Consider the following 26,871-nt stretch of genomic DNA (forward strand, 5'->3'; position numbering starts at 1 on the left):
AAATTATAAAGTACAGGTGCCCTCATATATGTCCGGTGATATGGATCGGATGTCTCTACCAAGTCCCCGGAAATGACTTGACTATGAAGGCGGATGCCACATGCCTATTTTTGCATGGGGCTTCGCCTTTTTGATGTAGAGCAAAAGAACGCGAGGAGACTTTTCGCGTTCTTTTATTATTTGGAGACCCTGAAATCGATCAGAAGAGGTGAAGGTTTTGCCAGTTAGTCCAATGTTAAAAGAACAAAGTAAAATCGTCGTTTTAGATTTCGGAAGTCAATACAACCAATTGATCACGCGACGTATCCGTGAACTTGGTGCCTACAGCGAGCTCCACCCCCACACAATTACAGCTGAAGAAATAAAAGAAATGAATGCAACCGGTATCATCTTTTCCGGCGGACCAAACTCCGTCTACGATGAAAATGCTTTTTCAATCGACGATGCGATATTCGAGATGGGACTTCCAATTCTCGGGATCTGCTACGGCATGCAATTGATGGCGCTGCATTTAAAAGGGGACGTAAAAAAATCCCAAAACCGTGAATACGGAAAAGCAGAAGTGAAACTTATAAAAGAAAGTAAGCTGTTCTCAGGAATGCCGGATGAACAAATTGTCTGGATGAGCCACGGTGACCTAGTAACTGAAGCTCCTCCTGGCTTTGATGTCATCGGAACCAGCGCAGGCTGCCCGATTGCTTCAATGGCTGACGAATCCAGAGGATTTTACGGGGTCCAGTTCCACCCGGAAGTTCGCCATACAATTTATGGAAATGAATTACTGCGTCAATTCGTCTTCGAAATTTGCGGCATGGCTGCAGAATGGTCTATGGAAAATTACATCGAACTGGAGATCGAAAAAATTCGTGAAGAAGTGGGAGACAAAAAAGTTCTTTGCGCTTTAAGCGGGGGAGTGGATTCTTCTGTTGTTGCGGTGCTGATCCATAAAGCCATCGGGGACCAATTGACATGTGTGTTCGTTGATCACGGCTTGCTCCGTAAAGGAGAAGCCGACAGCGTCATGAAAACCTTCGCAGACGGCTTCCATATGAATGTCATAAAAGTCGACGCACAAGAGCGCTTCATGAACAAGTTGGCGGGCGTTAGCGATCCAGAGCAAAAGCGAAAAATTATCGGCAATGAATTTATTTACGTCTTTGATGACGAAGCGTCAAAACTTGAAGGCATGGATTTTCTTGCCCAAGGAACTTTATACACTGATATTATTGAAAGTGGCACTACAACTGCACAGACGATTAAATCGCACCACAATGTCGGCGGACTGCCGGACGATATGCAATTTAAACTGATCGAACCGTTAAATACTTTGTTTAAAGATGAAGTACGCGTTCTCGGCACTGAACTGGGTATGCCGGACGAAATCGTCTGGCGTCAACCTTTCCCTGGTCCGGGTCTGGGAATCCGCATTATGGGAGCAGTCACAGAAGAGAAACTTGAAATCGTCCGCGAATCTGATTGGATATTGCGCGACGAAATCAGCAAAGCCGGTCTTGACCGTGATATTTGGCAATACTTTACCGTGCTGCCCGACATCCGAAGCGTCGGCGTCATGGGCGATGCGCGGACATATGATTACGCAATCGGCATCCGAGCAGTGACTTCGATCGATGGCATGACATCTGACTGGGCACGAATTCCTTGGGATGTCCTCGAAAAAATCAGTGTTCGGCTTGTAAACGAAGTCGATCATATCAATCGGGTACTTTATGACATAACGAGCAAACCGCCTGCAACTATTGAATGGGAATAGAGGGATTTTCATATAATAGATCTAATCACGAACTAAAAATCGCAAAACAGAAATAATGTTCGTGAATAGGGTTGTTTGATTTTAATTGATGTGTTATTCTACAATAGAAATTAAATAACGCTGTCGTATAATGTCGGGGATATGGCCCGAAAGTTTCTACCGAGTTACCGTAAATGACTCGACTACGATTTTAGTTTTATTCCATCTTTACCTATGGAATAAAATTTTTCTGGATTAGTTATTCCGGGAATTTAGAATCGGGAACGCATACGGCTATTGGCTGTATGCGTTTTTTGTTTTAACAGCATCTTTGCGACAGCACGCGGAGGCAATAGAATCATGAAGAAATATTTTCAGTTTGAAGAACTAGGAACAAATTACCGTCAGGAATTTATCGGTGGTTTGACGACATTTTTGGCAATGGCTTATATCCTTGTTGTTAATCCGCTGACGTTGACTTTGGCATCAGTGCCGGATCTCCCGGATGCAATGCGCATGGACTATGGCGCTGTTTTCATGGCAACTGCTCTGGCTGCAGCACTCGGCTCGATATTAATGGGTGTGCTAGCCAAATACCCGATAGCACTTGCTCCAGGTATGGGCTTAAACGCATTTTTTGCTTATACGGTAATCCTTACTTACGGCATTCCGTGGCAAACGGCATTGACAGGTGTACTTTTCTCAGGTGTGATTTTTGTGATTCTTACGTTAACCGGCGTTCGTGAAACGATTATAAATGCCATACCGAAAGAACTGAAATATGCAGTCGGCGCAGGTATCGGCCTTTACATTACATTTATCGGTTTACAGAATGCAGGCATAGTCGTCGGTAATCCTGATACGATGGTGGGCATCGGCGATTTGGCTAATCCATCTACTTTGCTTGCGATTTTCGGTTTGTTTGTAACAGTTATCTTCATGGTACGCGGATTCAAAGGTGGAATTTTCTTCGGTATTCTTGTTGCGGCAGTAGTCGGTATGATTTTTGGCGTCATCAATTTGCCGAGTGCCATCATCGATTTGAATGTCCCGGATATGGGTCCTACTTTCGGTGTCGCTCTTGAACCTATTTTCAATGACTTTGGATCATTGATGACGATCCAATTCCTGGTAGTGGTTCTAACGTTCCTATTTGTAGACTTTTTTGACACTGCCGGAACTTTGGTAGCTGTTGCCAATCAGGCAGGCTTGATGAAAGACAATAAGCTTCCAAGAGCGGGCAAAGCTCTTCTTGCTGATTCAATCGCAACAGTTGGTGGTGCCATTTTCGGAACATCGACAACAACATCTTATATTGAATCTACTTCAGGAGTAGCAGCGGGAGCGCGGTCAGGATTTGCCTCTGTAGTTACTGGGGTATTATTCCTTGTTGCTATCCTGTTTTATCCGCTGTTGGAAGTCATTACGAGTGCGGTTACTGCACCGGCCCTGATTATTGTAGGGGTGCTCATGGTCTCATCTCTTGGATTAATTGACTGGAGCCGCTTTGAAATCGCTGTACCGGCATTTCTGACGATGATTGCGATGCCTCTTGGCTACAGCATTGCAACTGGTATTGCAATCGGCTTTATCTTTTATCCGATTACAATGATTGCGGCTGGAAAAGGGAAACAGGTTCATCCAATCATGTACGGATTGTTTGTCATCTTTGTACTATACTTTATCTTCCTGGTATAGAATCATTTGCTGGAGCCCCGCCAATAATTTGGCGGGGTTTTTGTTTGGCTGTTTTTATATAGAAGAAAGTCAAAATTTTTTCCAGATAAAAAATTGGTGAAAATTTTTGGCGCTTTATTTCTGGAGGAGGTTTTGAAACGGGACATAAACTAGTGAGAAATTTACGGGCACTATTGATTCGGAGTATTGTTAGGAAGAAAGGCAGTTAGTAAATGTAAGATTTAAAAACTCCGCCATAGCTTTCAATGTAAAGGAAATTATTCCTTTCAAACTTGTAACTCGTTTGTAATTTTAATTTTAGAATATTCTGTTATAATTAATTTGTTGGCACTTATAAAATACTTAATAATAATTGTTGACTTATTATTTCACAGCTGATATATTAATAAAGTCGCCAATGAGCGCGGCGTTATAATTTGAACCTTGAAAACTGAACAGCAAAACGTCAACAAACAGCAACGGTCGCGCAAAACGGCCCGCGCAAACTTACTGATCAGCATCACGCAGATCAAAGCGAATCGTGCGTCTTTTAGACCGCGATGCGCCAGCAAGTATTTGAGCAATCAACTACTCTATAATGGAGAGTTTGATCCTGGCTCAGGACGAACGCTGGCGGCATGCCTAATACATGCAAGTCGAGCGGAACCTTGGGAGCTTGCTCCCTTGGTTCAGCGGCGGACGGGTGAGTAACACGTGGGCAACCTGCCCTGCAGATCGGGATAACTCCGGGAAACCGGTGCTAATACCGAATAGTTTGCGGCCTCTCCTGAGGCTGCACGGAAAGACGGTTTCGGCTGTCACTGCAGGATGGGCCCGCGGCGCATTAGCTAGTTGGTGGGGTAATGGCCCACCAAGGCGACGATGCGTAGCCGACCTGAGAGGGTGATCGGCCACACTGGGACTGAGACACGGCCCAGACTCCTACGGGAGGCAGCAGTAGGGAATCTTCCGCAATGGACGCAAGTCTGACGGAGCAATGCCGCGTGAGTGACGAAGGTTTTCGGATCGTAAAACTCTGTTGTGAGGGAAGAACAAGTACCAACTAACTACTGGTACCTTGACGGTACCTCACCAGAAAGCCACGGCTAACTACGTGCCAGCAGCCGCGGTAATACGTAGGTGGCAAGCGTTGTCCGGAATTATTGGGCGTAAAGCGCGCGCAGGCGGTCCCTTAAGTCTGATGTGAAAGCCCACGGCTCAACCGTGGAGGGTCATTGGAAACTGGGGGACTTGAGTGCAGAAGAGGAAAGTGGAATTCCATGTGTAGCGGTGAAATGCGTAGAGATGTGGAGGAACACCAGTGGCGAAGGCGACTTTCTGGTCTGTAACTGACGCTGAGGCGCGAAAGCGTGGGGAGCAAACAGGATTAGATACCCTGGTAGTCCACGCCGTAAACGATGAGTGCTAAGTGTTAGGGGGTTTCCGCCCCTTAGTGCTGCAGCTAACGCATTAAGCACTCCGCCTGGGGAGTACGGCCGCAAGGCTGAAACTCAAAGGAATTGACGGGGCCCGCACAAGCGGTGGAGCATGTGGTTTAATTCGAAGCAACGCGAAGAACCTTACCAGGTCTTGACATCCCGCTGACCGCCTAGGAGACTAGGCTTTCCCTTCGGGGACAGCGGTGACAGGTGGTGCATGGTTGTCGTCAGCTCGTGTCGTGAGATGTTGGGTTAAGTCCCGCAACGAGCGCAACCCTTGATCTTAGTTGCCAGCATTCAGTTGGGCACTCTAAGGTGACTGCCGGTGACAAACCGGAGGAAGGTGGGGATGACGTCAAATCATCATGCCCCTTATGACCTGGGCTACACACGTGCTACAATGGACGGTACAAAGGGTAGCCAACCCGCGAGGGGGAGCCAATCCCAGAAAACCGTTCTCAGTTCGGATTGCAGGCTGCAACTCGCCTGCATGAAGCCGGAATCGCTAGTAATCGTGGATCAGCATGCCACGGTGAATACGTTCCCGGGCCTTGTACACACCGCCCGTCACACCACGAGAGTTTGTAACACCCGAAGTCGGTGAGGTAACCATTCGTGGAGCCAGCCGCCGAAGGTGGGACGGATGATTGGGGTGAAGTCGTAACAAGGTAGCCGTATCGGAAGGTGCGGCTGGATCACCTCCTTTCTAAGGATATTATCGGAAGCCAGACCTGCGGGTTTGGCGTTGACGTTTTGCGTTCAGTTTTGAAGGTTCACCTGCAGGCGATGCCTGGTGGCGTGACTTTCAACACTTGTTCTTTGAAAACTGGATAAAACGACATTGAAACAAAACGAAACAAGCGATTCATGAAGTGACACGATCACCAATCGGTGATCAACTTTTTAACAGAACCAACTTGGTTAAGTTAGGAAGGGCGCACGGTGGATGCCTTGGCACTAGGAGCCGAAGAAGGACGGCACTAACACCGATATGCTCCGGGGAGCTGTAAGTGAGCTTTGATCCGGAGATTTCCGAATGGGGAAACCCGCTGCCTGTAATGGGGCAGTATCCATGTGTGAATTCATAACACATGCGAAGGCACACCCAGGGAACTGAAACATCTAAGTACCTGGAGGAAGAGAAAGCAAATGCGATTCCCTGAGTAGCGGCGAGCGAAACGGGAACAGCCCAAACCAAGAGGCTTGCCTCTTGGGGTTGTAGGACACTCTATACGGAGTTACAAAAGAACGCGTTAGGCGAAGCGACCTGGAACGGTCCGCGATACCGGGTAACAGCCCCGTAGCCGAAAGTGTGTTCCCTCCAGAGTGGATCCTGAGTACGGCGGAACACGTGAAATTCCGTCGGAATCCGGGAGGACCATCTCCCAAGGCTAAATACTCCCTAGTGACCGATAGTGAACCAGTACCGTGAGGGAAAGGTGAAAAGCACCCCGGAAGGGGAGTGAAATAGATCCTGAAACCGTGTGCCTACAAGTAGTCAGAGCCCGTTAATGGGTGATGGCGTGCCTTTTGTAGAATGAACCGGCGAGTTACGATTGCATGCAAGGTTAAGGTGAGAAACCGGAGCCGCAGCGAAAGCGAGTCTGAACAGGGCGACAGAGTATGCAGTTGTAGACCCGAAACCAGGTGATCTACCCATGTCCAGGGTGAAGGTAAGGTAACACTTACTGGAGGCCCGAACCCACGCACGTTGAAAAGTGCGGGGATGAGGTGTGGGTAGCGGAGAAATTCCAATCGAACCTGGAGATAGCTGGTTCTCTCCGAAATAGCTTTAGGGCTAGCCTCAATCTTTTAGAATCCTGGAGGTAGAGCACTGTTTGGACTAGGGGCCCATCCCGGGTTACCGAATTCAGACAAACTCCGAATGCCAGTGATTTATGATTGGGAGTCAGACTGCGAGTGATAAGATCCGTAGTCAAGAGGGAAACAGCCCAGACCACCAGCTAAGGTCCCCAAATATCCGTTAAGTGGAAAAGGATGTGGCGTTGCTTAGACAACCAGGATGTTGGCTTAGAAGCAGCCATCATTTAAAGAGTGCGTAATAGCTCACTGGTCGAGTGACACTGCGCCGAAAATGTACCGGGGCTAAACGGATTACCGAAGCTGTGGATGGATCTCGCAAGAGATCCGTGGTAGGAGAGCGTTCTAAGGGCGTCGAAGCGGAACCGGAAGGATTCGTGGAGCGCTTAGAAGTGAGAATGCCGGTATGAGTAACGAAAGACGGGTGAGAATCCCGTCCACCGAATGCCCAAGGTTTCCTGAGGAAGGCTCGTCCGCTCAGGGTCAGTCGGGACCTAAGTCGAGGCCGATAGGCGTAGACGATGGACAACAGGTTGATATTCCTGTACCACCTCCCGCCGTTTGAGCAATGGGGGGACGCAGAAGGATAAGGTGAGCGCGCCGTTGGTTGTGCGCGTCCAAGCAGTGAGGCGTGGAATGAGGCAAATCCCATTCCTGATACGTTGAGCTGTGATGGCAAGGGGCATTGCGCCCTGGAGTCCCTGATTTCACACTGCCAAGAAAAGCCTCTAGCGAGGCGGGAGGTGCCCGTACCCGCAAACCGACACAGGTAGGCGAGAAGAGAATTCTAAGGTGAGCGAGTGAACTCTCGTTAAGGAACTCGGCAAAATGACCCCGTAACTTCGGGAGAAGGGGTGCTCTGGTAGGGTGTTACAGCCCGAGAGAGCCGCAGTGAATAGGCCCAGGCGACTGTTTAGCAAAAACACAGGTCTCTGCAAAACCGTAAGGTGACGTATAGGGGCTGACGCCTGCCCGGTGCTGGAAGGTTAAGGGGAGTGCTTAGCGCAAGCGAAGGTGCGAACCGAAGCCCCAGTAAACGGCGGCCGTAACTATAACGGTCCTAAGGTAGCGAAATTCCTTGTCGGGTAAGTTCCGACCCGCACGAAAGGCGTAACGATCTGGGCACTGTCTCAACGAGAGACTCGGTGAAATTATAGTACCTGTGAAGATGCAGGTTACCCGCGACAGGACGGAAAGACCCCGTGGAGCTTTACTGTAGCCTGATATTGAATTTTGGTGCAACTTGTACAGGATAGGTAGGAGCCAATGAACCCGGAGCGCCAGCTTCGGTGGAGGCGTCGGTGGGATACTACCCTGGTTGTATTGAACTTTAACCCGCACCCCTGATCGGGGTGGGAGACAGTGTCAGGCGGGCAGTTTGACTGGGGCGGTCGCCTCCTAAAGAGTAACGGAGGCGCCCAAAGGTTCCCTCAGAATGGTTGGAAATCATTCGCAGAGTGTAAAGGCAGAAGGGAGCTTGACTGCGAGACGTACAGGTCGAGCAGGGTCGAAAGACGGGCTTAGTGATCCGGTGGTTCCGCATGGAAGGGCCATCGCTCAACGGATAAAAGCTACCCCGGGGATAACAGGCTTATCTCCCCCAAGAGTCCACATCGACGGGGAGGTTTGGCACCTCGATGTCGGCTCATCGCATCCTGGGGCTGTAGTCGGTCCCAAGGGTTGGGCTGTTCGCCCATTAAAGCGGTACGCGAGCTGGGTTCAGAACGTCGTGAGACAGTTCGGTCCCTATCCGTCGGGCGCAGGAAATTTGAGAGGAGCTGTCCTTAGTACGAGAGGACCGGGATGGACACACCGCTGGTGTACCAGTTGTTCCGCCAGGGGCATCGCTGGGTAGCTATGTGTGGCCGGGATAAGTGCTGAAAGCATCTAAGCACGAAGCCCCCCTCAAGATGAGATTTCCCATTGCGCAAGCAAGTAAGATCCCTCAAAGACGATGAGGTAGATAGGTTCGAGGTGGAAGCGTGGCGACACGTGCAGCTGACGAATACTAATCGATCGAGGACTTAACCAAATTCATTTCATGAAGCGCGAAGTTCGATCCGGATCAATGTCGTTTATCCAGTTTTGAAAGAATAAGATAAAGTTTTGAAAAAAGCTTGTATTAATCACCAGAAATGGTATACTTAGTCTTGTCTTTCAAAAAGAACCACGATCAAATAGTCCAGTGACGATGGCAAAGAGGCCACACCCGTTCCCATCCCGAACACGGCAGTTAAGCTCTTTTGCGCCGATGGTAGTTGGGGGTTTCCCCCTGTGAGAGTAGGACGCCGCTGGGCACAGAAAAAAGGTCGTCACCGCGAAAGCGGTGGCGTCCTTTTTTGTCTATTAGGCAAATAAAGAAATCGCAAAAGTTTCTTCTATATAATATAGGATTTTGCATTTCTATATGAAGATGTTCACACATCAATACACAAAACGGGTTTTGTCAAATCGATTAGTGCAGCTGTTTGAAAAATCTGCCTCAAAATCCCTATTCCCTGTGTAGTATGGGAAGACCTTTCACCCTTGCTTAATATGGAAAATTCGACTAATATAAAATTTAATTATTAAGGGGAAAATGAAAGGGTGTACGAAGTGGAAATAAATCCTTGGTTAATGGTAATTATCATTTTCTCCATCAATATTGTCTATGTCACTTTTTTTACAATTCGGATGATCATGACTTTAAAAGGCTACCGTTATTTGGCGGCAATGGTAAGTATGGTGGAAGTAGTGATTTATATAGTAGGTCTCGGATTGGTGCTGGATAACTTGGACCAGGTCCAAAATCTTGTAGCTTATGCAATCGGCTACGGCTCCGGAGTCATAGTCGGCTCTATAATCGAAGAGAAGATGGCTTTGGGCTACATAACGGTAAATGTTATAACCAGTGAACAAAGCCAACACCTTCCCAAGATGCTGCGTGAAAAAGGGTATGGAGTAACTGATTGGGCAGCCAATGGCAGAGATGGCGACCGTCAATCGATGCAGATTTTGACGCCGAGAAAAATGGAATTGAAACTTTACATGACAATAAAGGAAATCGATCCAAAGGCTTTTATAATAGCTTATGAACCGAAATCTATACATGGCGGGTTCTGGGTTAAACAAGTCAGGAAAGGGAATCTGTTTAAATGAGCAAAAAAACAATGTGGTTTGAAGTCACAGAAGATGAAACTATCGAAGATTGCCTTGAGCGTATGAAAGCGGAAGGTTATATGGCAGCAGGAAGAAAAGAAGAACCGTTATTTGAAGACAGGGATGGGACACCCGTACCTGTGAGGCAAATGGTGAAGTTTAAAGGCATTAAACTCGAAGAATAATTTATTGTGCGACGAAAAACCGAACTATAATATAATCTGAAAAATTATTGTTCGGATTTAATTATTGACTAGCAAATAATGAATTGTTATGATTAATGAGGAAACCCCATATATGCAGAAGAATTGGCTTCTGCGTTTCTACCAAGACACCGGAATGTCTGGACTATGCGGGAAAGCAACTTATGGAAATGACGCGAGGGATGTGCATTTATGCCATCAGTCTCTATTTCGTTGATTTTGAAGTCCTTAAGTAAACTGCTTTTCACGTAAAAGTGAGCAGTTTATTTGAGGGCTTTTTACTTTTTAAAAGGAGAGATTCGATGAATCCGAGAATCGGTGTAATCATGGGAAGTTCGAGTGATTGGGAAACAATGAAAAATACTTGTGACGTACTTGATGAGTTGGAAATCGCTTACGAGAAAAAAGTCGTTTCCGCACATCGTACGCCGGATTTGATGTTCAGCTACGCTGAAGGCGCAAGAAGCCGAGGCCTCAAAGTGCTTATTGCAGGTGCAGGGGGAGCGGCTCATCTTCCAGGAATGGTTGCAGCTAAAACCACTTTGCCGGTAATTGGTGTTCCTATTCAATCGAAAGCATTAAATGGACTGGATTCATTGTTATCAATTGTGCAGATGCCCGGTGGAGTGCCGGTTGCTACGGTGGCGATTGGCAAGGCGGGCGCTGTAAACGCAGGATTGTTGGCAGCTCAGATTCTTGGAAGTTTTGATGAACAAGTAGCTGAAACATTGCAGACACGCAGAGACAAAAACGCAGCTGAAGTTCTTAGAAGCACGGAGGATCTTATATGATGAAAACGATTTTACCCGGGCAAACCATCGGAATTATCGGAGGCGGCCAATTGGGGCGGATGATGGCTATGGCTGCTAAAGAAGCGGGATTTAAAATTGCTGTATTGGACCCGGCAATGGATTCGCCAACTGGACAGGTCGCAGATGTGCAGTTGATTGCTCCATATAATGATTTGGAAGCTTTGGAGGAATTGGCAGCTGTGAGTGATGTCATCACTTATGAGTTTGAGAATATAGATGTTGAGGGGCTGCGCCATTTAATGGGTATCGCCTATGTTCCACAAGGATCGGAACTAATCAGGATAACGCAAAATCGGATAGTTGAAAAAGAGGAAATCACAAAAGCTGGTGTTCCGGTAGCAAAATATATCGTTGCTGAGAATTATCAGGATCTGGTGGATAAAAGTGAATCGATCAATTATCCATTTGTTGTCAAGACGGCAAGAGGCGGCTATGACGGTAAGGGACAACAGACGATTCAAACTGCAAATGATCTGCCGCTAGCTGAATCTTTGTTCAGCAATGGTGAATGTGTGGCAGAAGAATTTGTCGAATTTAAAAAAGAGATTTCAGTGATTATCCAACGCAATGGCAACGGGGAAACGGCTTTATTGCCGATAGGCGAGAATGTGCACAAAAACCATATTCTGCATGAGACGATTGTGCCTGCCCGTGTTGATAGTAAAACGATTTCCAAAGCGAAGGAGGCAGCTGAGGCTATTGCTGAGCATCTTGAAATGATTGGGACGTTGGCTGTTGAAATGTTCGTACTGGAAAATGGTGATATTCTGGTGAATGAACTGGCGCCGCGCCCCCATAATTCGGGGCATTATTCGATAGAAGCGACGAATAGTTCACAGTTTCACCAGCATATACGGGCGATTTGCGGGTGGCCACTGCGTAAGCCGGAATTATGGTCTGATACCGTAATGATCAATATACTGGGGCAGCATGTTGCGCCAATCACGTCAAAAGTCGCGCAATATCCGAATTGGTCAATCCATCTTTATGGCAAAGAAGAAGCAAAGCATAATCGTAAAATGGGCCATGTGACCATTCTGACGAAAGACTTGGATGGCACACTTGAAGAAATAGAAGCGTCTGGCATTTGGGCGGAAAAACTGGAGGAAAAATAATGATAGCACGTTACACGAGACCCGAAATGGGCGCAATTTGGACAGAAGAAAACAAATATAACGCTTGGTTGGAAGTTGAAATATTGGCATGTGAAGCCTGGTCGGAATTAGGGGATATCCCGAAAGAAGATGTGGCGTTGATCCGCAAAAACGCTTCATTTTCAGTGGATCGCATTCTTGAAATTGAAGAAGAAACGCGCCATGATGTCGTGGCATTTACGCGTGCGGTATCTGAAACGCTGGGTGAAGAACGCAAATGGGTGCATTACGGGCTGACGTCAACAGACGTGGTGGATACAGCATTATCCTATCTACTGAAACAGGCAAACGAAATCATCCGCAAAGATTTGACAAATTTTATTGAGATTTTAGCAAATAAAGCCAAAGAGCATAAAATGACGGTCATGATGGGCCGGACGCATGGTGTCCATGCAGAACCGACAACTTTTGGGTTGAAATTGGCGTTATGGCACGAGGAAATGAAGCGCAACCTGGAACGTTTTGAAGCGGCAGCAAAATCCATCGAAACCGGCAAGATGTCCGGAGCAGTTGGAACTTACGCCAACATCGATCCGTTTGTCGAAGAATATGTCTGCAAAGAGCTTGGACTTACGGCTTCGCCGATTTCCACACAGACGCTGCAGCGTGACCGCCATGCGCAGTATTTGAGTGTACTGGCATTAATCGGGTCATCAATCGAGAAATTTGCGACAGAAATCCGCGGCCTTCAGAAATCGGAAACGCGTGAAGTGGAAGAGTTTTTCGCCAAAGGGCAAAAAGGTTCTTCAGCGATGCCGCATAAACGCAACCCGATCGGCTCAGAGAACATGACTGGCCTGGCCCGTTTGATCCGTGGCTATATGCTGACTGCCTACGAGAACGTAGCACTTTGGCACGAACGTGATATTTCGCATTCATCTGCGGAACGCGTGATCTTGCCCGATGCGACAAGCGCTTTGAATTATATGTTGAACCGGTTCGGCAATATTGTGAAGAATTTGACGGTGTTCCCGGAAAACATGAAGCGCAATATGGATTCGACACTCGGCCTCATTTATTCGCAGCGCGTCTTGTTGGCATTGATCGACAAAGGCATGGCCCGGGAAGCGGCATATGATACGGTTCAGCCATGTGCGATGGAAGCATGGGAAAACCAAACGCATTTCCGCAACGTCGTGGAAGCGAACGACACGATCACTTCCAAATTATCAAAAGAAGAATTGGACGATTGCTTCGACTATAACCATCACTTGCAGCAAGTGGACATGATTTTCAACCGACTTGGATTAAACTAAACGGGGGCTTCTAACATGGAAAAAGGTCAGCTATTGTACGAAGGCAAAGCAAAACGCTTATATGCAACGGACGAACAGGATATTTTATGGGTGGAATACAAAGACTCAGCTACAGCTTTTAACGGTGAGAAGAAAGCGGAAATCGTCGGCAAAGGCATGCTGAACAATAAAATCACATCATTGATTTTCGGAAAATTGCAGGGGGCGGGCATTGCTTCCCATTTCGTCAAACAATTGTCTGACCACGAACAGCTTGTACGGCAAGTAGAAATTATTCCGGTCGAAGTGGTGACGCGGAATATCGTTGCCGGCAGCATGGCCAAGCGGCTCGGTTTGGAAGAAGGAACCGTTTTGAAGCGTCCGATCGTTGAGTTCTATTATAAAGATGACGCACTGGGTGATCCGATTATTACGGAAGACCATATTGATATGCTGCAATTGGCATCGCCCGAAGAGGTTCAGGAGCTGCGCGAGAAAGCTTTGCAGGTCAATGACGTGCTGATCGGCTTCTTCAAGGAAGTCGGCGTGGACCTGGTGGACTTTAAGATTGAATTTGGCCGCGACGGACAAGGCAATGTTTTATTGGCCGATGAAATTTCACCGGACACGTGCCGGTTATGGGATGCAAAAACGAAACAGAAGCTTGATAAAGATGTATTCCGCCGCGACCTTGGGGATTTAACAGAAGCGTATCAACTCATTTTAGCTAAACTGGGAGGACAACATTCATGAAAAAAGTAAAAATTTACGTCACTTTGCGCGAAAGCGTATTAGATCCACAAGGGTCTGCGGTAATGGGTTCTCTTCATAAAATGGGTTACAGCGATGTTGCAGATGTTCGCATCGGCAAATACCTGGAACTTGTGATTTCAGACGATACACGTGATATTGATGCTTACGTTAATGAAATGTGCCATAAGCTGTTGACGAACACGGTGATTGAAGATTACCGTTTCGAAATTGAGGAGGCTGTCTCGCAATGAAATTCGCAGTAATCGTATTTCCGGGATCCAATTGTGATTTGGATATGTACCACGCGGTCAAGGATGAACTTGGTGAAGAAGCGGAATATGTTTGGCATGATTCGACCGATTTAAGCGGTTACGACGGCATTCTGTTGCCGGGAGGATTTTCATACGGGGATTACCTCCGCTGCGGCGCGATCGCCCAGTCTTCTCCTGTGATGGACGAAGTGAAAAAGGCGGCAGAGGCAGGCAAGCCGGTTCTCGGGGTCTGCAACGGATTCCAGATTCTGACCGAAGCAGGCCTCCTGCCGGGAGTGCTGCTGCGCAATAAAAACCTGAAGTTCATGTGCCGCACGGTTTCCTTGAAAGTTGAAAACGCCAATACGCTGTTCACCAATGAATATGCAGAAGGCCAGGAAATCCAGATTCCAATTGCACACGGTGAAGGAAATTATTATTGCGACGATGCGACCTACGAACAATTGAAAAAGAACAATCAAATCGTCTTCTCATACGCGGATGATTTTAACGGCAGCCGCAACAATATTGCGGGAATCGTCAATGAGCGTGGGAACGTGCTCGGCATGATGCCGCATCCGGAACGCGCTGTATCGGACCTAATCGGTGGCAGTGAAGGATTGTCTTTATTCAAATCAATCGTCAAACAGTGGAGGGAAGCAAATGTCAGTCATGCTTGAACCAAATACTGAACAAATCAAAGAACAGAAAATATATAAACAAATGGGATTGTCGGATGCAGAATTCGCCATGGTGGAGAAAATTCTAGGGAGAACGCCGAATTACACGGAAACCGGCTTATTCTCAGTCATGTGGTCGGAGCATTGCTCTTATAAAAACTCCAAACCGGTGCTGGCAAAATTCCCGACCAAAGCGCCGCGTGTCTTACAAGGGCCGGGCGAAGGCGCAGGAATTGTTGATATCGGCGACGGCCAGGCCGTGGTATTTAAGATGGAATCGCATAATCACCCCTCAGCAATCGAACCTTACCAAGGAGCGGCGACTGGTGTCGGCGGCATTATCCGCGACGTGTTCTCAATGGGCGCAAGGCCGGTTGCACTACTGAACTCATTGCGTTTCGGTGAGTTGACTACTCCGCGCGTGAAATACCTGTTTGAAGAAGTGGTTGCCGGTATCGCTGGATACGGCAATTGCATCGGCATCCCGACAGTCGGCGGCGAAGTGCAATTTGATGCTTCGTATGACGGCAACCCACTGGTCAACGCGATGTGTGTGGGTTTGATTGACCACAAGGACATTCAAAAAGGCATCGCTTCCGGTGTCGGCAATCCGGTGATGTATGTCGGGGCGAAAACGGGACGCGACGGCATTCACGGAGCAACATTCGCGTCAGAAGAATTGACGGAATCCTCCGGTGACAATCGTCCCGCGGTACAAGTGGGCGATCCGTTCATGGAGAAATTATTGCTGGAAGCGTGTCTGGAACTTGTAAAATCCGATGCGTTGATCGGCATCCAGGACATGGGAGCGGCAGGGCTGACTTCATCTTCTGCAGAAATGGCGTCAAAAGCAGGTTCGGGAATCGAAATGGATTTGGATCACATCCCGCAGCGCGAAACGGGGATGACGGCTTACGAAATGATGTTGTCTGAATCGCAGGAGCGTATGCTGATTGTTGTGAAACAAGGTCGTGAACCCGAAATTGTCGAGTTGTTTGAGAAATACGGACTGGACGCGGTAACGGTTGGAACCGTCACAGACGATTCCACGTTGCGCCTACTTCATAAAGGCGAAATCGTGGCAGAGGTGCCGGTTGATGCGCTGGCAGAAGACGCGCCGGTGTACCATAAACCATCAAGCGTACCCGCTTATTTCAAAGAATATCAGCAAATGGAGAATGTGGAGCCGAAAGTCGAAAACTACGGCGAAACGCTGACGGCTTTATTGAAACAGCCGACGATTGCTTCGAAAGAATGGGTTTATGATCAATATGATCACCAGGTGCGCACAAGCACCGTAGTCTCTCCGGGATCGGATGCAGCAGTAATCCGTGTTCGCGGCACCAATAAAGGCCTGGCGATGACGACGGATTGTAACTCCCGCTATATTTATCTGGACCCGGAAACAGGCGGCAAAATTGCAGTGGCGGAAGCGGCACGCAATGTTGTCGTATCTGGTGCAAAACCGCTCGCCATCACCGATTGCCTGAATTTCGGCAGTCCGGAAAAGCCGGAAATCTTCTGGCAGCTGGAAAAAGCGGCGGACGGCATGTCGGAAGCATGCACGATTCTCGACGCACCGGTTATCGGCGGCAACGTCTCTTTATACAATGAAACAAATGGCACGGCCATCTATCCGACACCGACAATCGGGTTGGTGGGCTTAGTCGAAGACCTGTCCCACGTCACCACGCAGGATGCGAAGGATGTTGGCGACCTGGTGTACTTGATTGGCGACAGCTTTACGGAATTCGGCGGCAGTGAACTGCAGAAAATGGTCGAAGGACGCATCTTCGGGAAAGCGCCATCCATCGATTTAATTATTGAAGCACAGCGCCAGCAGCAAATCCTCCAAGCGATTCAAACAGGGTTGGTGGCGTCAGCGCATGACGTGGCAGAAGGCGGCGTTGCGGTGGCACTTGCAGAAAAAGCTTTCGGCAACGGCTTGGGACTGGATATTACGTTAACCGGTTCAGCCACTACAGCTCTTTTCAGTGAATCTCAATCACGTTTTATCCTCACAGTTTCTCCTGACAACGCAGCACAATTCGAACAGCTCGTTGCAGATGCCAAGCAAATCGGAAGGGTCACAGACACACGGACATTAACGATCAAAAGTGAAGACGGAACGACTTGGGTCAATGATTCGGTCGAAACGCTTCGCTCAGCTTGGAAAGGGGCAATACCATGCTTGCTGAAATCAGAAGCTTAAATGAAGAATGCGGCGTCTTCGGAATATGGGGCCATGAAAATGCATCACAGATTACGTATTACGGCCTTCACGCCCTGCAGCATAGAGGGCAGGAGGGTGCAGGAATCGTGACGACAGACGGACAAACCTTAAAACCGGTAAAAGGTGAAGGGCTTGTCAATGAAGTGTTCACACCGGAGAAGCTCTCGAAAATGGGAGGCACCGGCGCAATCGGCCATGTGCGTTATGCAACGGCAGGCGGCAAAGGCATTGAAAACGTTCAGCCGTTGCTGTTCAATTCCACTACTGGAAGCCTGGCCATTTCGCATAACGGCAATCTGGTTAACGCCAATCACCTGAAGGAACATCTTGAGCGTCAGGGCAGCATTTTTCAGACGACTTCGGATACGGAAGTATTAGCCCATCTGATCAAACGGAGCGGTTATGAAAGTTTCGAGGAAAAAATAAAAAATGCGTTATCCCTGTTAAAAGGTGCGTTCGCTTGTGCCATCCTGACGGAAGAAGCGATGTATATCGCCCTTGACCCGAACGGTCTGCGCCCGCTATCGATCGGCAAACTCGGTGATTCCTGGGTGGTTGCTTCGGAAACCTGTGCATTTGATATTGTAGGGGCAGAATTTGTCCGTGCGGTTGAACCAGGTGAATTTATTGTAGTGAATAAAGATGGAATGCGTGCAGAACGTTTTGCTTATCCGAACGAGCGCTCAATCTGCACGATGGAATATGTCTATTTCTCTCGCCCGGATTCAGATATCGATGGCATCAACGTCCATACAGCACGCAAACGCCTCGGTAAACAATTGGCGAAAGAAGTGCAGATTGAAGCGGATGTGGTAACCGGCGTACCCGATTCGAGCATTTCGGCTGCTATCGGTTATTCGGAAGAAAGCGGCATCCCGTACGAACTCGGCTTGATCAAAAACCGTTATGTCGGACGGACCTTTATCCAGCCGTCCCAGGATCTTCGCGAGCAGGGCGTCAAGATGAAATTGTCGCCGGTGCGCCAGGTTGTTGCGGGCAAGCGCGTCATCATGGTCGACGATTCCATCGTCCGAGGGACCACTTCGCGCCGCATCGTCAAATTGCTGAAAGAAGCGGGCGCAACCGAAGTGCACGTCGTCATCAGTTCACCGCCGATCAAAAATCCGTGTTTCTACGGCATCGATACCAGTACATCCGGTGAGTTGATCGCCGCCAATAACACGGTGGAAGAAATGCGCGAACAGATTGGTGCCGATTCGCTGACATTCCTGTCGGTGGACGGAATGGTACAGAATATTGGACGCACTGATCCGGGCTCGAAATGCGGTCATTGTTTGGCTTGCTTCACAGGGGAATACCCGACAGATATTTATCCGGATACCGTTTTGCCGCATCAAAAAGAATTCAGCTAATAGGAGGAACCGATTTGTCTAAAGCATATGAACAAGCAGGGGTTAACATTGAGGCGGGCTATGAAGCCGTTAACCGGATGAAATCCCATGTGGAACGCACTGCAAGAAAAGGACTGATGGGAACTTTCGGCGGCTTTGGCGGCATGTTCGATTTGTCCGAGCTGAATTTGAAAGAACCGGTGCTCGTTTCCGGAACGGATGGCGTCGGCACAAAGCTGAAGTTGGCTTTTCTGGCAGACCGGCATGACACGATCGGTATCGATTGTGTGGCGATGTGCGTCAACGATATCGTAGCGCAAGGGGCCGAACCTCTTTTCTTCCTGGATTACATTGCAGTCGGCAAAGCCGTGCCTGAAAAGATCGAGAGCATCGTAAAAGGCGTTGCGGATGGCTGTGTCGAAGCCGGCGCGGCGTTGATCGGCGGGGAAACGGCGGAAATGCCGGGTCTTTACGAAGAAGATGAATACGATATTGCCGGCTTTGCGGTGGGTGCGGCCGAAAAATCGAAAATTGTCACCGGCGAAAAAATTGCTGCCGGCGATGTTTTGATCGGCCTTGCTTCGAGCGGCATCCATTCGAATGGCTATTCATTGGTGCGCCGTATCGTCTTTGAACAACACCATTTCCAGCTCGATGAGATCATTGAAGGCTTTGAAGATCTCGGACCGCTTGGCAATGAATTGCTGACACCTACGAAAATTTATGCGAAGACGGTAGCGGCAATTGCTGCGACTACCGAGATCCATGGCATGGCTCATGTCACAGGCGGCGGTTTTATTGAAAACCTGCCACGCATGATGCCGGAAGGTCTTGGAGCCGAAATTGAGCTTGGCAGCTGGCCAGTTCTGCGCGTTTTTGAAATGCTGAAGGAAAAAGGCTCGTTATCAGACCGCGACCTGTTTTCAGTATTTAACGCCGGCATCGGTTTTGTGCTTGCCGTAGCGGCGGAAGATGCCGAACAGGTATTGGCGTCTGCCGAAGTGAGCGGTGAGCGGGCATATCGGATTGGCCGCGTTTCCAAAGGATCCGGTGTTCAATTCAACGGTGAACAGGATGGAACTTTAAATGGAAAATAGGACTAAAATTGCCGTTTTCGCTTCTGGAAACGGCTCTAATTTTCAGGCGATTGCGGATGCGGTAAAGGCGGGGGCGTTGGAAGCCGAAATCATGCTGGTGGTAACGGACCGTCCGAATGCCTATGTATTGGACCGCGCAAAAGCAGCAGAAATCACCCCTTTTGCCTTTGTGCCAGCTGACTTTGATTCCAAGCAGGCATATGAAGAAATGCTGAAAGAAAAGCTGCAAAATCTCGGCGTGGAATGGATTGTGCTGGCAGGCTTTATGCGGCTGATCGGACCGGTGCTGCTGGATGCTTATGAAAACCGCATCGTCAATATCCACCCCTCGGTGTTGCCCGCATTTCCGGGGAAAGATGCCATCGGCCAAACGATGGCTGCTGACGCAAAAACAGCCGGGGTTACGGTTCATTTTGTGGATGCAGGCATGGATACCGGGAACATTATTGCGCAGCAATCTTTTTCGGTAAACGGCCGTGGCCGGGAAGCGGTTGAACAAGAAATTCATGCCATCGAACATCGATTGTATCCCGTTACTTTGCAGCAATTGTTCAAAAGAACCGACATATAACGGAATTTATTGGCATCGCAAAAAAATTGGCTTGAGAACAAACCATTCATTTTGTACAATAAAAATCATCTGCATTACTCATAGGAGGATTCAACTTGAAAAAGAGAGCTTTACTAAGTGTATCGGATAAATCAGGTATTTTGGAATTTGCGCAGGAACTGGAAAGACTGGATTACGAAATCCTGTCGACCGGCGGCACGAAACGTTTTTTGGAAGCTAACGGCGTAGCGATTACGGCCGTTGATGAAATCACGAAATTCCCCGAAATACTGGGTGGGCGCGTAAAAACCCTGCATCCATTAGTCCACGGCGGTCTTTTGGCTAAACATGACGATGCCCAGCATCAGAGTGAAATGGCTGAAAACGGCATCTCCCCCATTGATATTGTATGTGTAAATTTATATCCATTCCGCGAAACGATTTCAAAACCGGACGTCTCTGTTGATGATGCCATTGAAAATATTGATATCGGCGGTCCGACCATGCTTCGTTCCGCAGCGAAAAATCATGCCTATGTAACGGTCATCGTCGACGCTGCAGATTATGAAGCAGTGCTGAGTGAATTGCTTGGCGATACAAAAGCTACGACTCCAGCTACAAGACGCCGCCTGGCAGCAAAAGTGTTCCGCCATACAGCTGCTTACGACGCCTATATTTCCAATTATTTAACCGATTTGACAGGCGAAGAATATCCGGAGACGCTGACGCTTACATATGAGCTGCAGCAACCGCTGCGCTACGGTGAAAATCCGCATCAGAAAGCGGCATTTTACCGCAGTCCGCTGGGTTCGGATTTTTCCATTGCCAGCGCCGATCAACTGCACGGCAAGGAAATGTCGTATAATAATATACAGGATGCGAATGCCGCGCTTCAGATCATCAAAGAATTCAATATGCCGGCTGCAGTTGCGGTCAAACATATGAATCCGTGCGGCGTGGGGACGGGCGACACAATTGCCGCTGCGTTCAATAAAGCCTACGAGGCGGATTCGACTTCCATTTTTGGCGGCATCATCGCCTTGAACCGGGAAGTGGACGCTGAAACTGCATCACAATTGTCGGGGATTTTCCTTGAAATTATTATTGCGCCGGCATACTCTCAGGAAGCATTGGAAATTTTAACTCAGAAGAAAAACATTCGTTTATTGGCGATTCCATTTGATGGTGCGAAGCAGGATAAATGGAACACGGTCACAGTGGAAGGCGGCTTGCTCGTTCAAGAGCCCGATCGTTTCGGTTACGGCGATGCTGACATTCAAATTGCCACGGACCGGAAACCTACAGCTCAAGAGATGGAAGCGTTGAAACTTGGCTGGAACGTCGTCAAGCATGTGAAATCCAATGCCATTGTCGTCTGCGATGCGGATATGACACTTGGAATCGGAGCAGGCCAGATGAACCGTGTGGGCGCCGCCAAGATTGCCTTGGAGCAAGCAGGAGAACGTGCCAAAGGAGCCATTATGGCATCGGATGCATTTTTCCCAATGTCTGATACGGTAGAAGCTGCGGCGAAAGCCGGAATCAAAGCCATCATTCAGCCCGGTGGTTCGAAAAAGGATCAGGAATCCATCGATAAAGCTGATGAATATGGCATTGCCATGGTCTTTACCGGCATCCGTCACTTTAAACATTAAGTCGGAAGGGGCAAAACAATGAAAGTATTAGTTATTGGAAGAGGCGGACGGGAACATGCCATCGTCCGCCAGTTTGCACGATCTGCAAAGATAGAGAAAGTTTACGTTGCACCGGGTAATGCCGGCATGCGCCTGGAATCGCAATTGGTGCCCATTGATGAAATGGATTTTGCGGCGCTTGCAGATTTTGCCAAAGAGCAGCAAATAGATTGTACGTTTGTAGGTCCTGAACAGCCGTTGACTGAAGGGATTGTCGATTTCTTTGAAAGCCAGGGTTTGCGGGCATTCGGCCCTTCAAAAGCGGCAGCACAGATCGAAGGAAGCAAAACCTTCGCCAAGGAATTGATGAAAAAGCACCATATTCCAACTGCCGCATATGAAACGTTTTCTGAAATTCCTCCCGCAATTGATTACATCCGCCAGATGGGTGCGCCCATCGTCATCAAAGCGGATGGGTTGGCTGCCGGTAAAGGCGTCGTCGTGGCGCAGAGGGAAGAAGATGCCATTGCAGCGGTCCATGATATGCTGGAAGACAAGCGATATGGAAAATCGGGAGCAACAATTGTGATAGAAGAATTTTTGGACGGGGAAGAATTTTCTTTCATGTCATTCGTCTATAATGGAGCAATTTACCCGATGGTGATTTCACAGGATCATAAACGCGCCTATGATGGAGACCGAGGTCCGAACACAGGTGGAATGGGTGCCTATTCCCCGGTTCCGCAAATTACACAGGCTACGGTCGACAAAACTTTCAACACGATTGTCAAGCCGGCTGTGGAGGCGATGAATTCGGAACAAACGCCTTTCAACGGCATTCTTTATGCCGGGATAATTTTAACGGACGAAGGGCCAAAAGTGATCGAATTCAATGCGCGCTTCGGCGACCCGGAAACGCAGGTTGTCCTGCCGCGTATGAAATCTGATTTCGGCGACTTCATGTACGCCATGCTGGAAGGCAACGACTATGAACTGGAATGGCAGGACAAAGCGGTTTTAGGCGTGGTGGTGGCGGCTGAAGGCTATCCCGGGAAACCCGCCAAAGGCAAAATACTGCCGGATCTCGCAGGCCTTTCCGGTGTCGACATCTTTCATTCCGGTACGAAAGCGACCCCTGAAGGATTTGCAGCAAACGGCGGCAGAGTGCTGTTCATTTCATCCGAAGCGGATACGGTTGCAGAAGCTCAGAAAAAAGTTTATGCGCAGATCAATTCACTGTCATGGAGCGGTTTTATGTACCGAACTGACATCGGATGGCGTGCATTAGGCTAAAATACATGGTATACTAATGAATGACACAAATTCGACAAGAATAATGTGTCATTTTTTCTTTCCCAGTCGTAATGCGGCAAAGGTAAGGGGATTTGAGGATTTTCTACAGACCACGTTTACCTCTCTATTAAACTCCAGAAAGATCCATCGTTATCCCATCAACAAAAGCAGCAGGTCAGTTAAAACTCGAAAGGAGCAATATTCATGAATTGGTACGAGAAATTAAACCAGTATTTCCCAATTGAAGAAATGAAGTCAAAAGAGCATATGGATGCGTTATTAAAGGAAAAAGGCAGTGTTTACTATAAAGATGAGGGACCTTATCACGTGTTAATGTACGCGGAGTTCCCGAATTTCACTTTTGTCGATTACCTGTTTGTGGCAAAAGAATCCCGTGGCATGGGTCTCGGCAGCAAGACGCTTCAGATGCTGAAAGACAAAAAGAAGCCGATCATCCTTGAAGTGGAACCTGTCGACTATGAAGATTCGGATTCTGAAAAACGCCTGCGTTTCTATTCGCGCGAAGGGTTTGAACATGCGAATTCGATCGGCTATAATCGTCGCTCGATTGCTACGGGTGAAGAGAACTCAATGGAGATCCTTTACTGGGCGCCGAACAATGAATCAGAAGAAGAAATCTTTGAGGCGATGAAGAAAATGTATAAAGACATCCACACTTATAAGGATGAACATTTTTACGGTGAATCGTATGATTCGGTTGACGACGTTCTGACATTCAAAGAGACGGATAAAAAAGATGTGCTTGAACAGTTCAACAACCCAATAAAAAATTAACCACTGTCATCAAGTCAATAGAAATTTTAAAAGCCGGGAATGAAGGAAAGCATTGCTTTCATCATCCCTGGCTTTTTTCATATTGACAGGCTGCCGGAAAACTGTCGGAATGTTCCCGGTATTCATCGGTGCGACTGTATTTAAGTGCATTGTTATGCTAGTATATAAAGTATTATATACGTGACGGAAAGGGGCGGGCTCATGGATAATCCACTTTGGAAAAATATCGAATTGCGCAATCAACTGAAAATCATCACGAAGGAGACGGCGCCGGATCTTGTGCTGATCAATGCCCATTATTTGCACGGCATCTATAAAAAATGGATGACAGGAAATATTTGGATCCATGACGACCGGATTGTCTATGCCGGTCAGGAAATGCCGTTGATTGGGGACGCAACAGAAGTTGCGGACATGTCAGGCAAATTCATCGTGCCCGGCTATATCGAACCCCATGTACATCCCTTCCAGCTTTATAACCCTCAGTCGTTCGCGGATTATTCAGCACAATTGGGAACAACAACATTCATATCTGATAACCTGACTTTGTTCCTGTCGATGGAAAACGAGAAAGCGTTTTCAATTCTTGATCAGCTGAATGAACTGCCTTTCACCTTCTATTGGTGGACGCGCTTTGATTCGCAGACGGAGCTGACGGAAGAGGATATGCTGTTCACATCCAAATCGGTCGGTGAATGGCTCGATCGGCCGGAAGTGTTGCTCGGCGGTGAATTGACCGGCTGGCCAAAATTGTTGGACGGCGACGACCAAATGCTTTATTGGATCCAAAAAGCAAAAATGACGCGCAAAAAAATCGAAGGGCATTTCCCTGGGGCCTCTGAGAAGACGCTGGCCCGCATGAAATTATTGGGAACGGACGGCGACCACGAAGCGATGACGATTGATGAAGTTGAAATGCGCTTGCTGCATGGTTACGGCGTTACGTTGAGACATTCCTCGATCAGACCCGATTTGCCGAGCCTGTTGAAAGGCGTCGTTGAACGTGAATTGAATGTCTACGATAAATTGATGATGACGACGGATGGTTCGACACCTTCCTTCCATAAAGACGGTGTCATGGATCTGTGCATTCGCATCGCGCTGGAAGCCGGCGTGCCGGCAATTGACGCCTATATGATGGCTTCCTATAATGTGGCAAGATATTATAATATGACGGCGATGCATGGATTGATCGCGACCGGCCGATATGCCAATCTCAACATTCTGGATTCGATCGATAATCCGGTTCCGTCAAGTGTCATTTCCAGCGGGAGATGGCTGAAGCGGGACGGCGAAAAAGTGCTGGCGCTCCCTGAAATCGATTGGGGTGTGCTGCCGAATCTTGAAATGGATTTCGAACTCACAGAAGACGACTTCCAATTTTCCATGCCGTTCGGGCTTGAAATGGTGAACGATGTCATCATCAAACCTTATTCGGTTAATATTGATACGCATGACGGGACGCTGTCAAAAGAGCATGACGAAAGTTTCCTGATGCTGATTGACAAACACGGCAAATGGCGGGTCAATACCTTGATCAAAGGATTCACCACCGGAGTTGAAGGTTTCGCTTCTTCGTACTCGAATACGGGCGACATCATCCTGATCGGCAAAAACCGCGAGCAGATGTGGCTGGCTTTCGATAAATTGAAAGCGATGAAAGGCGGCATTGTGCTGGTGGAAAATGGCGAAACCGTTTGCGATATTCCTCTTCCTTACGGCGGCGGCATGTCCGATCTGCCGATGGAACAGATCATGGAGCAGGAAACGATCCTGAAGCAGGCGTTGAAAGAGCGGGGCTATAAACGAGGCGACGCCATCTATACTTTACAGTTCCTGCAAGCGACCCATCTGCCGTATGTCCGCGTGACGCAAAAAGGTATTTACGATGTAAAGAATAGAGAAGTTCTGTTCCCTGCGTTCATGAGGCAATAGCCATGAAAAAATGGACAATCGCAACCATAGTTGTGTTGTTGGCAATCGGGGCAGGCACCGCTTACTGGTTGATGCAACAAGAACCGGAACAAGAAGCTGAACAAGAACCGGGAAATGGACAGGAAGAGCCTGCTGAAAAGGGCGAAGAGCCGGGCACGCAGGCCTTTGCACCGTTTACGGGACTAGCCGAGGGCGGTCCGTTCACAAGCCGGCCGGTGTTGGCAGTTATCAATAATCATCCGGATGCGCGGCCGCAAACCGGCTTGAATGAAGCGGATATCGTCTTTGAATTCATTGCGGAATACAATGTCACGCGTTTTGCTGCTTTATACCAAAGTACTTTCCCGGAAGAAATGGGGCCGATCCGCAGCGCACGCGATTATTTTGTCGAATTGGCGGCAGCGTATGACGCTTTTTTTGTCGCACACGGCTATAGTCCCGATGCATACGCGATGCTCGAGTCCGGTATGGTTGATCATATCAACGGTATCAAGTACGACGGCACTTTATTCCAGCGCTCGACCGACCGGTTTGCTCCGCATAATTCCTATATCACGTATGAAAATATTAAAATCGGAATGACAATGACAGACGCTTCACCCAATTACAGCGTTAAAGCACCGTATGCTTTCTTTAAAGGTGCTGGAAATGGTAAAATATCGGAACAGTCATCGACGCTTGAAGTGAGATATGGGCAGAATCCCAATTTCGTGAGCTCCTTTACGTACGATGAAACAGCTCAGCGCTACAAGCGGTCTTCGGGAGGGCTCCCGACGGTCGATAAAAAAACGCTGCAGCAGGCCGAAGTTGCAAATGTCCTGGTGTTCGAAACGGATCACGAGACGATTGACGCCGAAGGAAGGCAGTCGATCGACCTGGAAAGCGGAGGACAAGGGCTGCTTTTCCAAAGCGGCGGTGTCCGTGAAATAGAGTGGATGTCACAAGGCGGCATGCTCATCCCAACCGCTGACGGCGAGACGATTGAACTCGTTCCGGGGAAGACGTGGATCCACATCGTGCCGACAAATCCCGGAATGGGACAATCGGTCAGCTACACCCCTTGATAAAA

19 protein-coding genes, 3 rRNA genes and 3 riboswitches are annotated in these 26,871 nt (G+C 48.3%); all 22 genes read left to right on the forward strand.

The genetic code is table 11. The features are described 5' to 3' along the window. Positions 1-2: 2 nt before the first annotated feature. Positions 3-104, forward strand: a riboswitch (purine riboswitch). Positions 105-232: 128 nt separating this feature from the next. Further along, positions 233-1,771, forward strand: coding sequence for a glutamine-hydrolyzing GMP synthase (gene guaA / locus DHX103_RS12465; protein ID WP_422124771.1), 1,539 nt, complete (start codon positions 233-235; stop codon positions 1,769-1,771). 103 nt (positions 1,772-1,874) lie between these two features. Beyond that, a riboswitch (purine riboswitch) is annotated at positions 1,875-1,976 on the forward strand. 134 nt (positions 1,977-2,110) lie between these two features. Continuing rightward, positions 2,111-3,448, forward strand: coding sequence for an NCS2 family permease (locus tag DHX103_RS12470; RefSeq protein ID WP_422122602.1), 1,338 nt, complete (start codon positions 2,111-2,113; stop codon positions 3,446-3,448). Positions 3,449-4,022: 574 nt separating this feature from the next. Beyond that, positions 4,023-5,572, forward strand: a 16S ribosomal RNA gene (locus DHX103_RS12475). Between the two features lie 213 nt (positions 5,573-5,785). Continuing rightward, positions 5,786-8,719, forward strand: a 23S ribosomal RNA gene (locus DHX103_RS12480). Between the two features lie 149 nt (positions 8,720-8,868). After that, positions 8,869-8,984: ribosomal RNA gene (gene rrf / locus DHX103_RS12485) — 5S ribosomal RNA — on the forward strand. Together the 16S, 23S and 5S rRNA genes form the textbook arrangement of a ribosomal RNA operon. A gap of 319 nt (positions 8,985-9,303) precedes the next feature. Next, complete coding sequence (locus DHX103_RS12490; RefSeq protein ID WP_422124772.1) at positions 9,304-9,825, forward strand: DUF2179 domain-containing protein; 522 nt, start codon at positions 9,304-9,306, stop codon at positions 9,823-9,825. Then, on the forward strand, positions 9,822-10,010 hold the full coding sequence (locus DHX103_RS12495) for an NETI motif-containing protein (protein ID WP_422122603.1): 189 nt from the start codon (positions 9,822-9,824) through the stop codon (positions 10,008-10,010). Before DHX103_RS12490 ends, DHX103_RS12495 begins: the two co-directional genes overlap by 4 nt. An 86-nt stretch (positions 10,011-10,096) precedes the next feature. Next, a riboswitch (purine riboswitch) is annotated at positions 10,097-10,196 on the forward strand. Between the two features lie 134 nt (positions 10,197-10,330). Then, a complete protein-coding gene (gene purE / locus DHX103_RS12500; protein WP_422122604.1) occupies positions 10,331-10,819 on the forward strand; it encodes a 5-(carboxyamino)imidazole ribonucleotide mutase in 489 nt (162 codons plus the stop codon). Beyond that, positions 10,816-11,955 carry a 5-(carboxyamino)imidazole ribonucleotide synthase gene (gene purK, locus DHX103_RS12505; RefSeq protein ID WP_422122605.1) on the forward strand — a complete coding sequence of 380 codons (1,140 nt, stop codon included), beginning with the start codon at positions 10,816-10,818 and terminating at the stop codon, positions 11,953-11,955. The genes purE and purK overlap by 4 nt, the downstream gene beginning before the upstream one ends. Continuing rightward, positions 11,955-13,250, forward strand: a complete 1,296-nt coding sequence (gene purB, locus DHX103_RS12510; protein ID WP_422122606.1) for an adenylosuccinate lyase — start codon at positions 11,955-11,957, stop codon at positions 13,248-13,250. Before purK ends, purB begins: the two co-directional genes overlap by 1 nt. Positions 13,251-13,265: 15 nt before the next feature. Then, the gene (gene purC / locus DHX103_RS12515; protein ID WP_422122607.1) at positions 13,266-13,982 is read left to right on the forward strand and encodes a phosphoribosylaminoimidazolesuccinocarboxamide synthase; all 717 of its coding nucleotides are present in this window, start codon (positions 13,266-13,268) and stop codon (positions 13,980-13,982) included. Then, positions 13,979-14,233 (forward strand): phosphoribosylformylglycinamidine synthase subunit PurS, encoded by a 255-nt coding sequence (purS, locus tag DHX103_RS12520; RefSeq protein ID WP_144840886.1) that lies wholly within the window; start codon positions 13,979-13,981, stop codon positions 14,231-14,233. Before purC ends, purS begins: the two co-directional genes overlap by 4 nt. Next, the gene (gene purQ / locus DHX103_RS12525) at positions 14,230-14,913 is read left to right on the forward strand and encodes a phosphoribosylformylglycinamidine synthase subunit PurQ (RefSeq protein ID WP_422122608.1); all 684 of its coding nucleotides are present in this window, start codon (positions 14,230-14,232) and stop codon (positions 14,911-14,913) included. The genes purS and purQ overlap by 4 nt, the downstream gene beginning before the upstream one ends. Continuing rightward, positions 14,897-17,125 carry a phosphoribosylformylglycinamidine synthase subunit PurL gene (gene purL, locus DHX103_RS12530; RefSeq protein ID WP_422122609.1) on the forward strand — a complete coding sequence of 743 codons (2,229 nt, stop codon included), beginning with the start codon at positions 14,897-14,899 and terminating at the stop codon, positions 17,123-17,125. Before purQ ends, purL begins: the two co-directional genes overlap by 17 nt. Then, positions 17,101-18,519: an amidophosphoribosyltransferase gene (gene purF, locus DHX103_RS12535; RefSeq protein WP_422122610.1), complete on the forward strand. Its 1,419-nt coding sequence runs from the start codon at positions 17,101-17,103 to the stop codon at positions 18,517-18,519. The genes purL and purF overlap by 25 nt, the downstream gene beginning before the upstream one ends. A gap of 14 nt (positions 18,520-18,533) precedes the next feature. Then, positions 18,534-19,595: a phosphoribosylformylglycinamidine cyclo-ligase gene (purM, locus tag DHX103_RS12540; RefSeq protein WP_422122611.1), complete on the forward strand. Its 1,062-nt coding sequence runs from the start codon at positions 18,534-18,536 to the stop codon at positions 19,593-19,595. Further along, positions 19,585-20,166, forward strand: a complete 582-nt coding sequence (gene purN, locus DHX103_RS12545) for a phosphoribosylglycinamide formyltransferase (RefSeq protein WP_422122612.1) — start codon at positions 19,585-19,587, stop codon at positions 20,164-20,166. The genes purM and purN overlap by 11 nt, the downstream gene beginning before the upstream one ends. A gap of 95 nt (positions 20,167-20,261) precedes the next feature. Continuing rightward, positions 20,262-21,800 carry a bifunctional phosphoribosylaminoimidazolecarboxamide formyltransferase/IMP cyclohydrolase gene (gene purH, locus DHX103_RS12550; protein ID WP_422122613.1) on the forward strand — a complete coding sequence of 513 codons (1,539 nt, stop codon included), beginning with the start codon at positions 20,262-20,264 and terminating at the stop codon, positions 21,798-21,800. Positions 21,801-21,818: 18 nt separating this feature from the next. Further along, the gene (gene purD / locus DHX103_RS12555; RefSeq protein ID WP_422122614.1) at positions 21,819-23,072 is read left to right on the forward strand and encodes a phosphoribosylamine--glycine ligase; all 1,254 of its coding nucleotides are present in this window, start codon (positions 21,819-21,821) and stop codon (positions 23,070-23,072) included. 204 nt (positions 23,073-23,276) lie between these two features. Beyond that, positions 23,277-23,867 carry a GNAT family N-acetyltransferase gene (locus DHX103_RS12560; RefSeq protein WP_422122615.1) on the forward strand — a complete coding sequence of 197 codons (591 nt, stop codon included), beginning with the start codon at positions 23,277-23,279 and terminating at the stop codon, positions 23,865-23,867. A 201-nt stretch (positions 23,868-24,068) separates the two neighbouring features. Beyond that, a complete protein-coding gene (locus DHX103_RS12565; protein ID WP_422122616.1) occupies positions 24,069-25,802 on the forward strand; it encodes an adenine deaminase C-terminal domain-containing protein in 1,734 nt (577 codons plus the stop codon). A 2-nt stretch (positions 25,803-25,804) separates the two neighbouring features. After that, positions 25,805-26,866: a DUF3048 domain-containing protein gene (locus DHX103_RS12570; RefSeq protein WP_422122617.1), complete on the forward strand. Its 1,062-nt coding sequence runs from the start codon at positions 25,805-25,807 to the stop codon at positions 26,864-26,866. Positions 26,867-26,871 lie beyond the last annotated feature (5 nt).

It is taken from the genome of Planococcus daihaiensis, from assembly GCF_049262615.1.
Lineage (GTDB): Bacteria > Bacillota > Bacilli > Bacillales_A > Planococcaceae > Planococcus.

Coding starts and splice junctions, on each gene's coding strand:
- purF (WP_422122610.1), top strand. CDS start 17,101: ATGCTTGCTGAAATCAGAAGCTTAAATGAAGAATGCGGCGTCTTCGGA.
- DHX103_RS12490 (WP_422124772.1), top strand. CDS start 9,304: ATGGTAATTATCATTTTCTCCATCAATATTGTCTATGTCACTTTTTTT.
- DHX103_RS12570 (WP_422122617.1), top strand. CDS start 25,805: ATGAAAAAATGGACAATCGCAACCATAGTTGTGTTGTTGGCAATCGGG.
- DHX103_RS12495 (WP_422122603.1), top strand. CDS start 9,822: ATGAGCAAAAAAACAATGTGGTTTGAAGTCACAGAAGATGAAACTATC.
- guaA (WP_422124771.1), top strand. CDS start 233: ATGTTAAAAGAACAAAGTAAAATCGTCGTTTTAGATTTCGGAAGTCAA.
- purK (WP_422122605.1), top strand. CDS start 10,816: ATGATGAAAACGATTTTACCCGGGCAAACCATCGGAATTATCGGAGGC.
- DHX103_RS12565 (WP_422122616.1), top strand. CDS start 24,069: ATGGATAATCCACTTTGGAAAAATATCGAATTGCGCAATCAACTGAAA.
- purE (WP_422122604.1), top strand. CDS start 10,331: ATGAATCCGAGAATCGGTGTAATCATGGGAAGTTCGAGTGATTGGGAA.
- purQ (WP_422122608.1), top strand. CDS start 14,230: ATGAAATTCGCAGTAATCGTATTTCCGGGATCCAATTGTGATTTGGAT.
- purD (WP_422122614.1), top strand. CDS start 21,819: ATGAAAGTATTAGTTATTGGAAGAGGCGGACGGGAACATGCCATCGTC.
- purB (WP_422122606.1), top strand. CDS start 11,955: ATGATAGCACGTTACACGAGACCCGAAATGGGCGCAATTTGGACAGAA.
- purL (WP_422122609.1), top strand. CDS start 14,897: ATGTCAGTCATGCTTGAACCAAATACTGAACAAATCAAAGAACAGAAA.
- purC (WP_422122607.1), top strand. CDS start 13,266: ATGGAAAAAGGTCAGCTATTGTACGAAGGCAAAGCAAAACGCTTATAT.
- purN (WP_422122612.1), top strand. CDS start 19,585: ATGGAAAATAGGACTAAAATTGCCGTTTTCGCTTCTGGAAACGGCTCT.
- purS (WP_144840886.1), top strand. CDS start 13,979: ATGAAAAAAGTAAAAATTTACGTCACTTTGCGCGAAAGCGTATTAGAT.
- DHX103_RS12560 (WP_422122615.1), top strand. CDS start 23,277: ATGAATTGGTACGAGAAATTAAACCAGTATTTCCCAATTGAAGAAATG.
- DHX103_RS12470 (WP_422122602.1), top strand. CDS start 2,111: ATGAAGAAATATTTTCAGTTTGAAGAACTAGGAACAAATTACCGTCAG.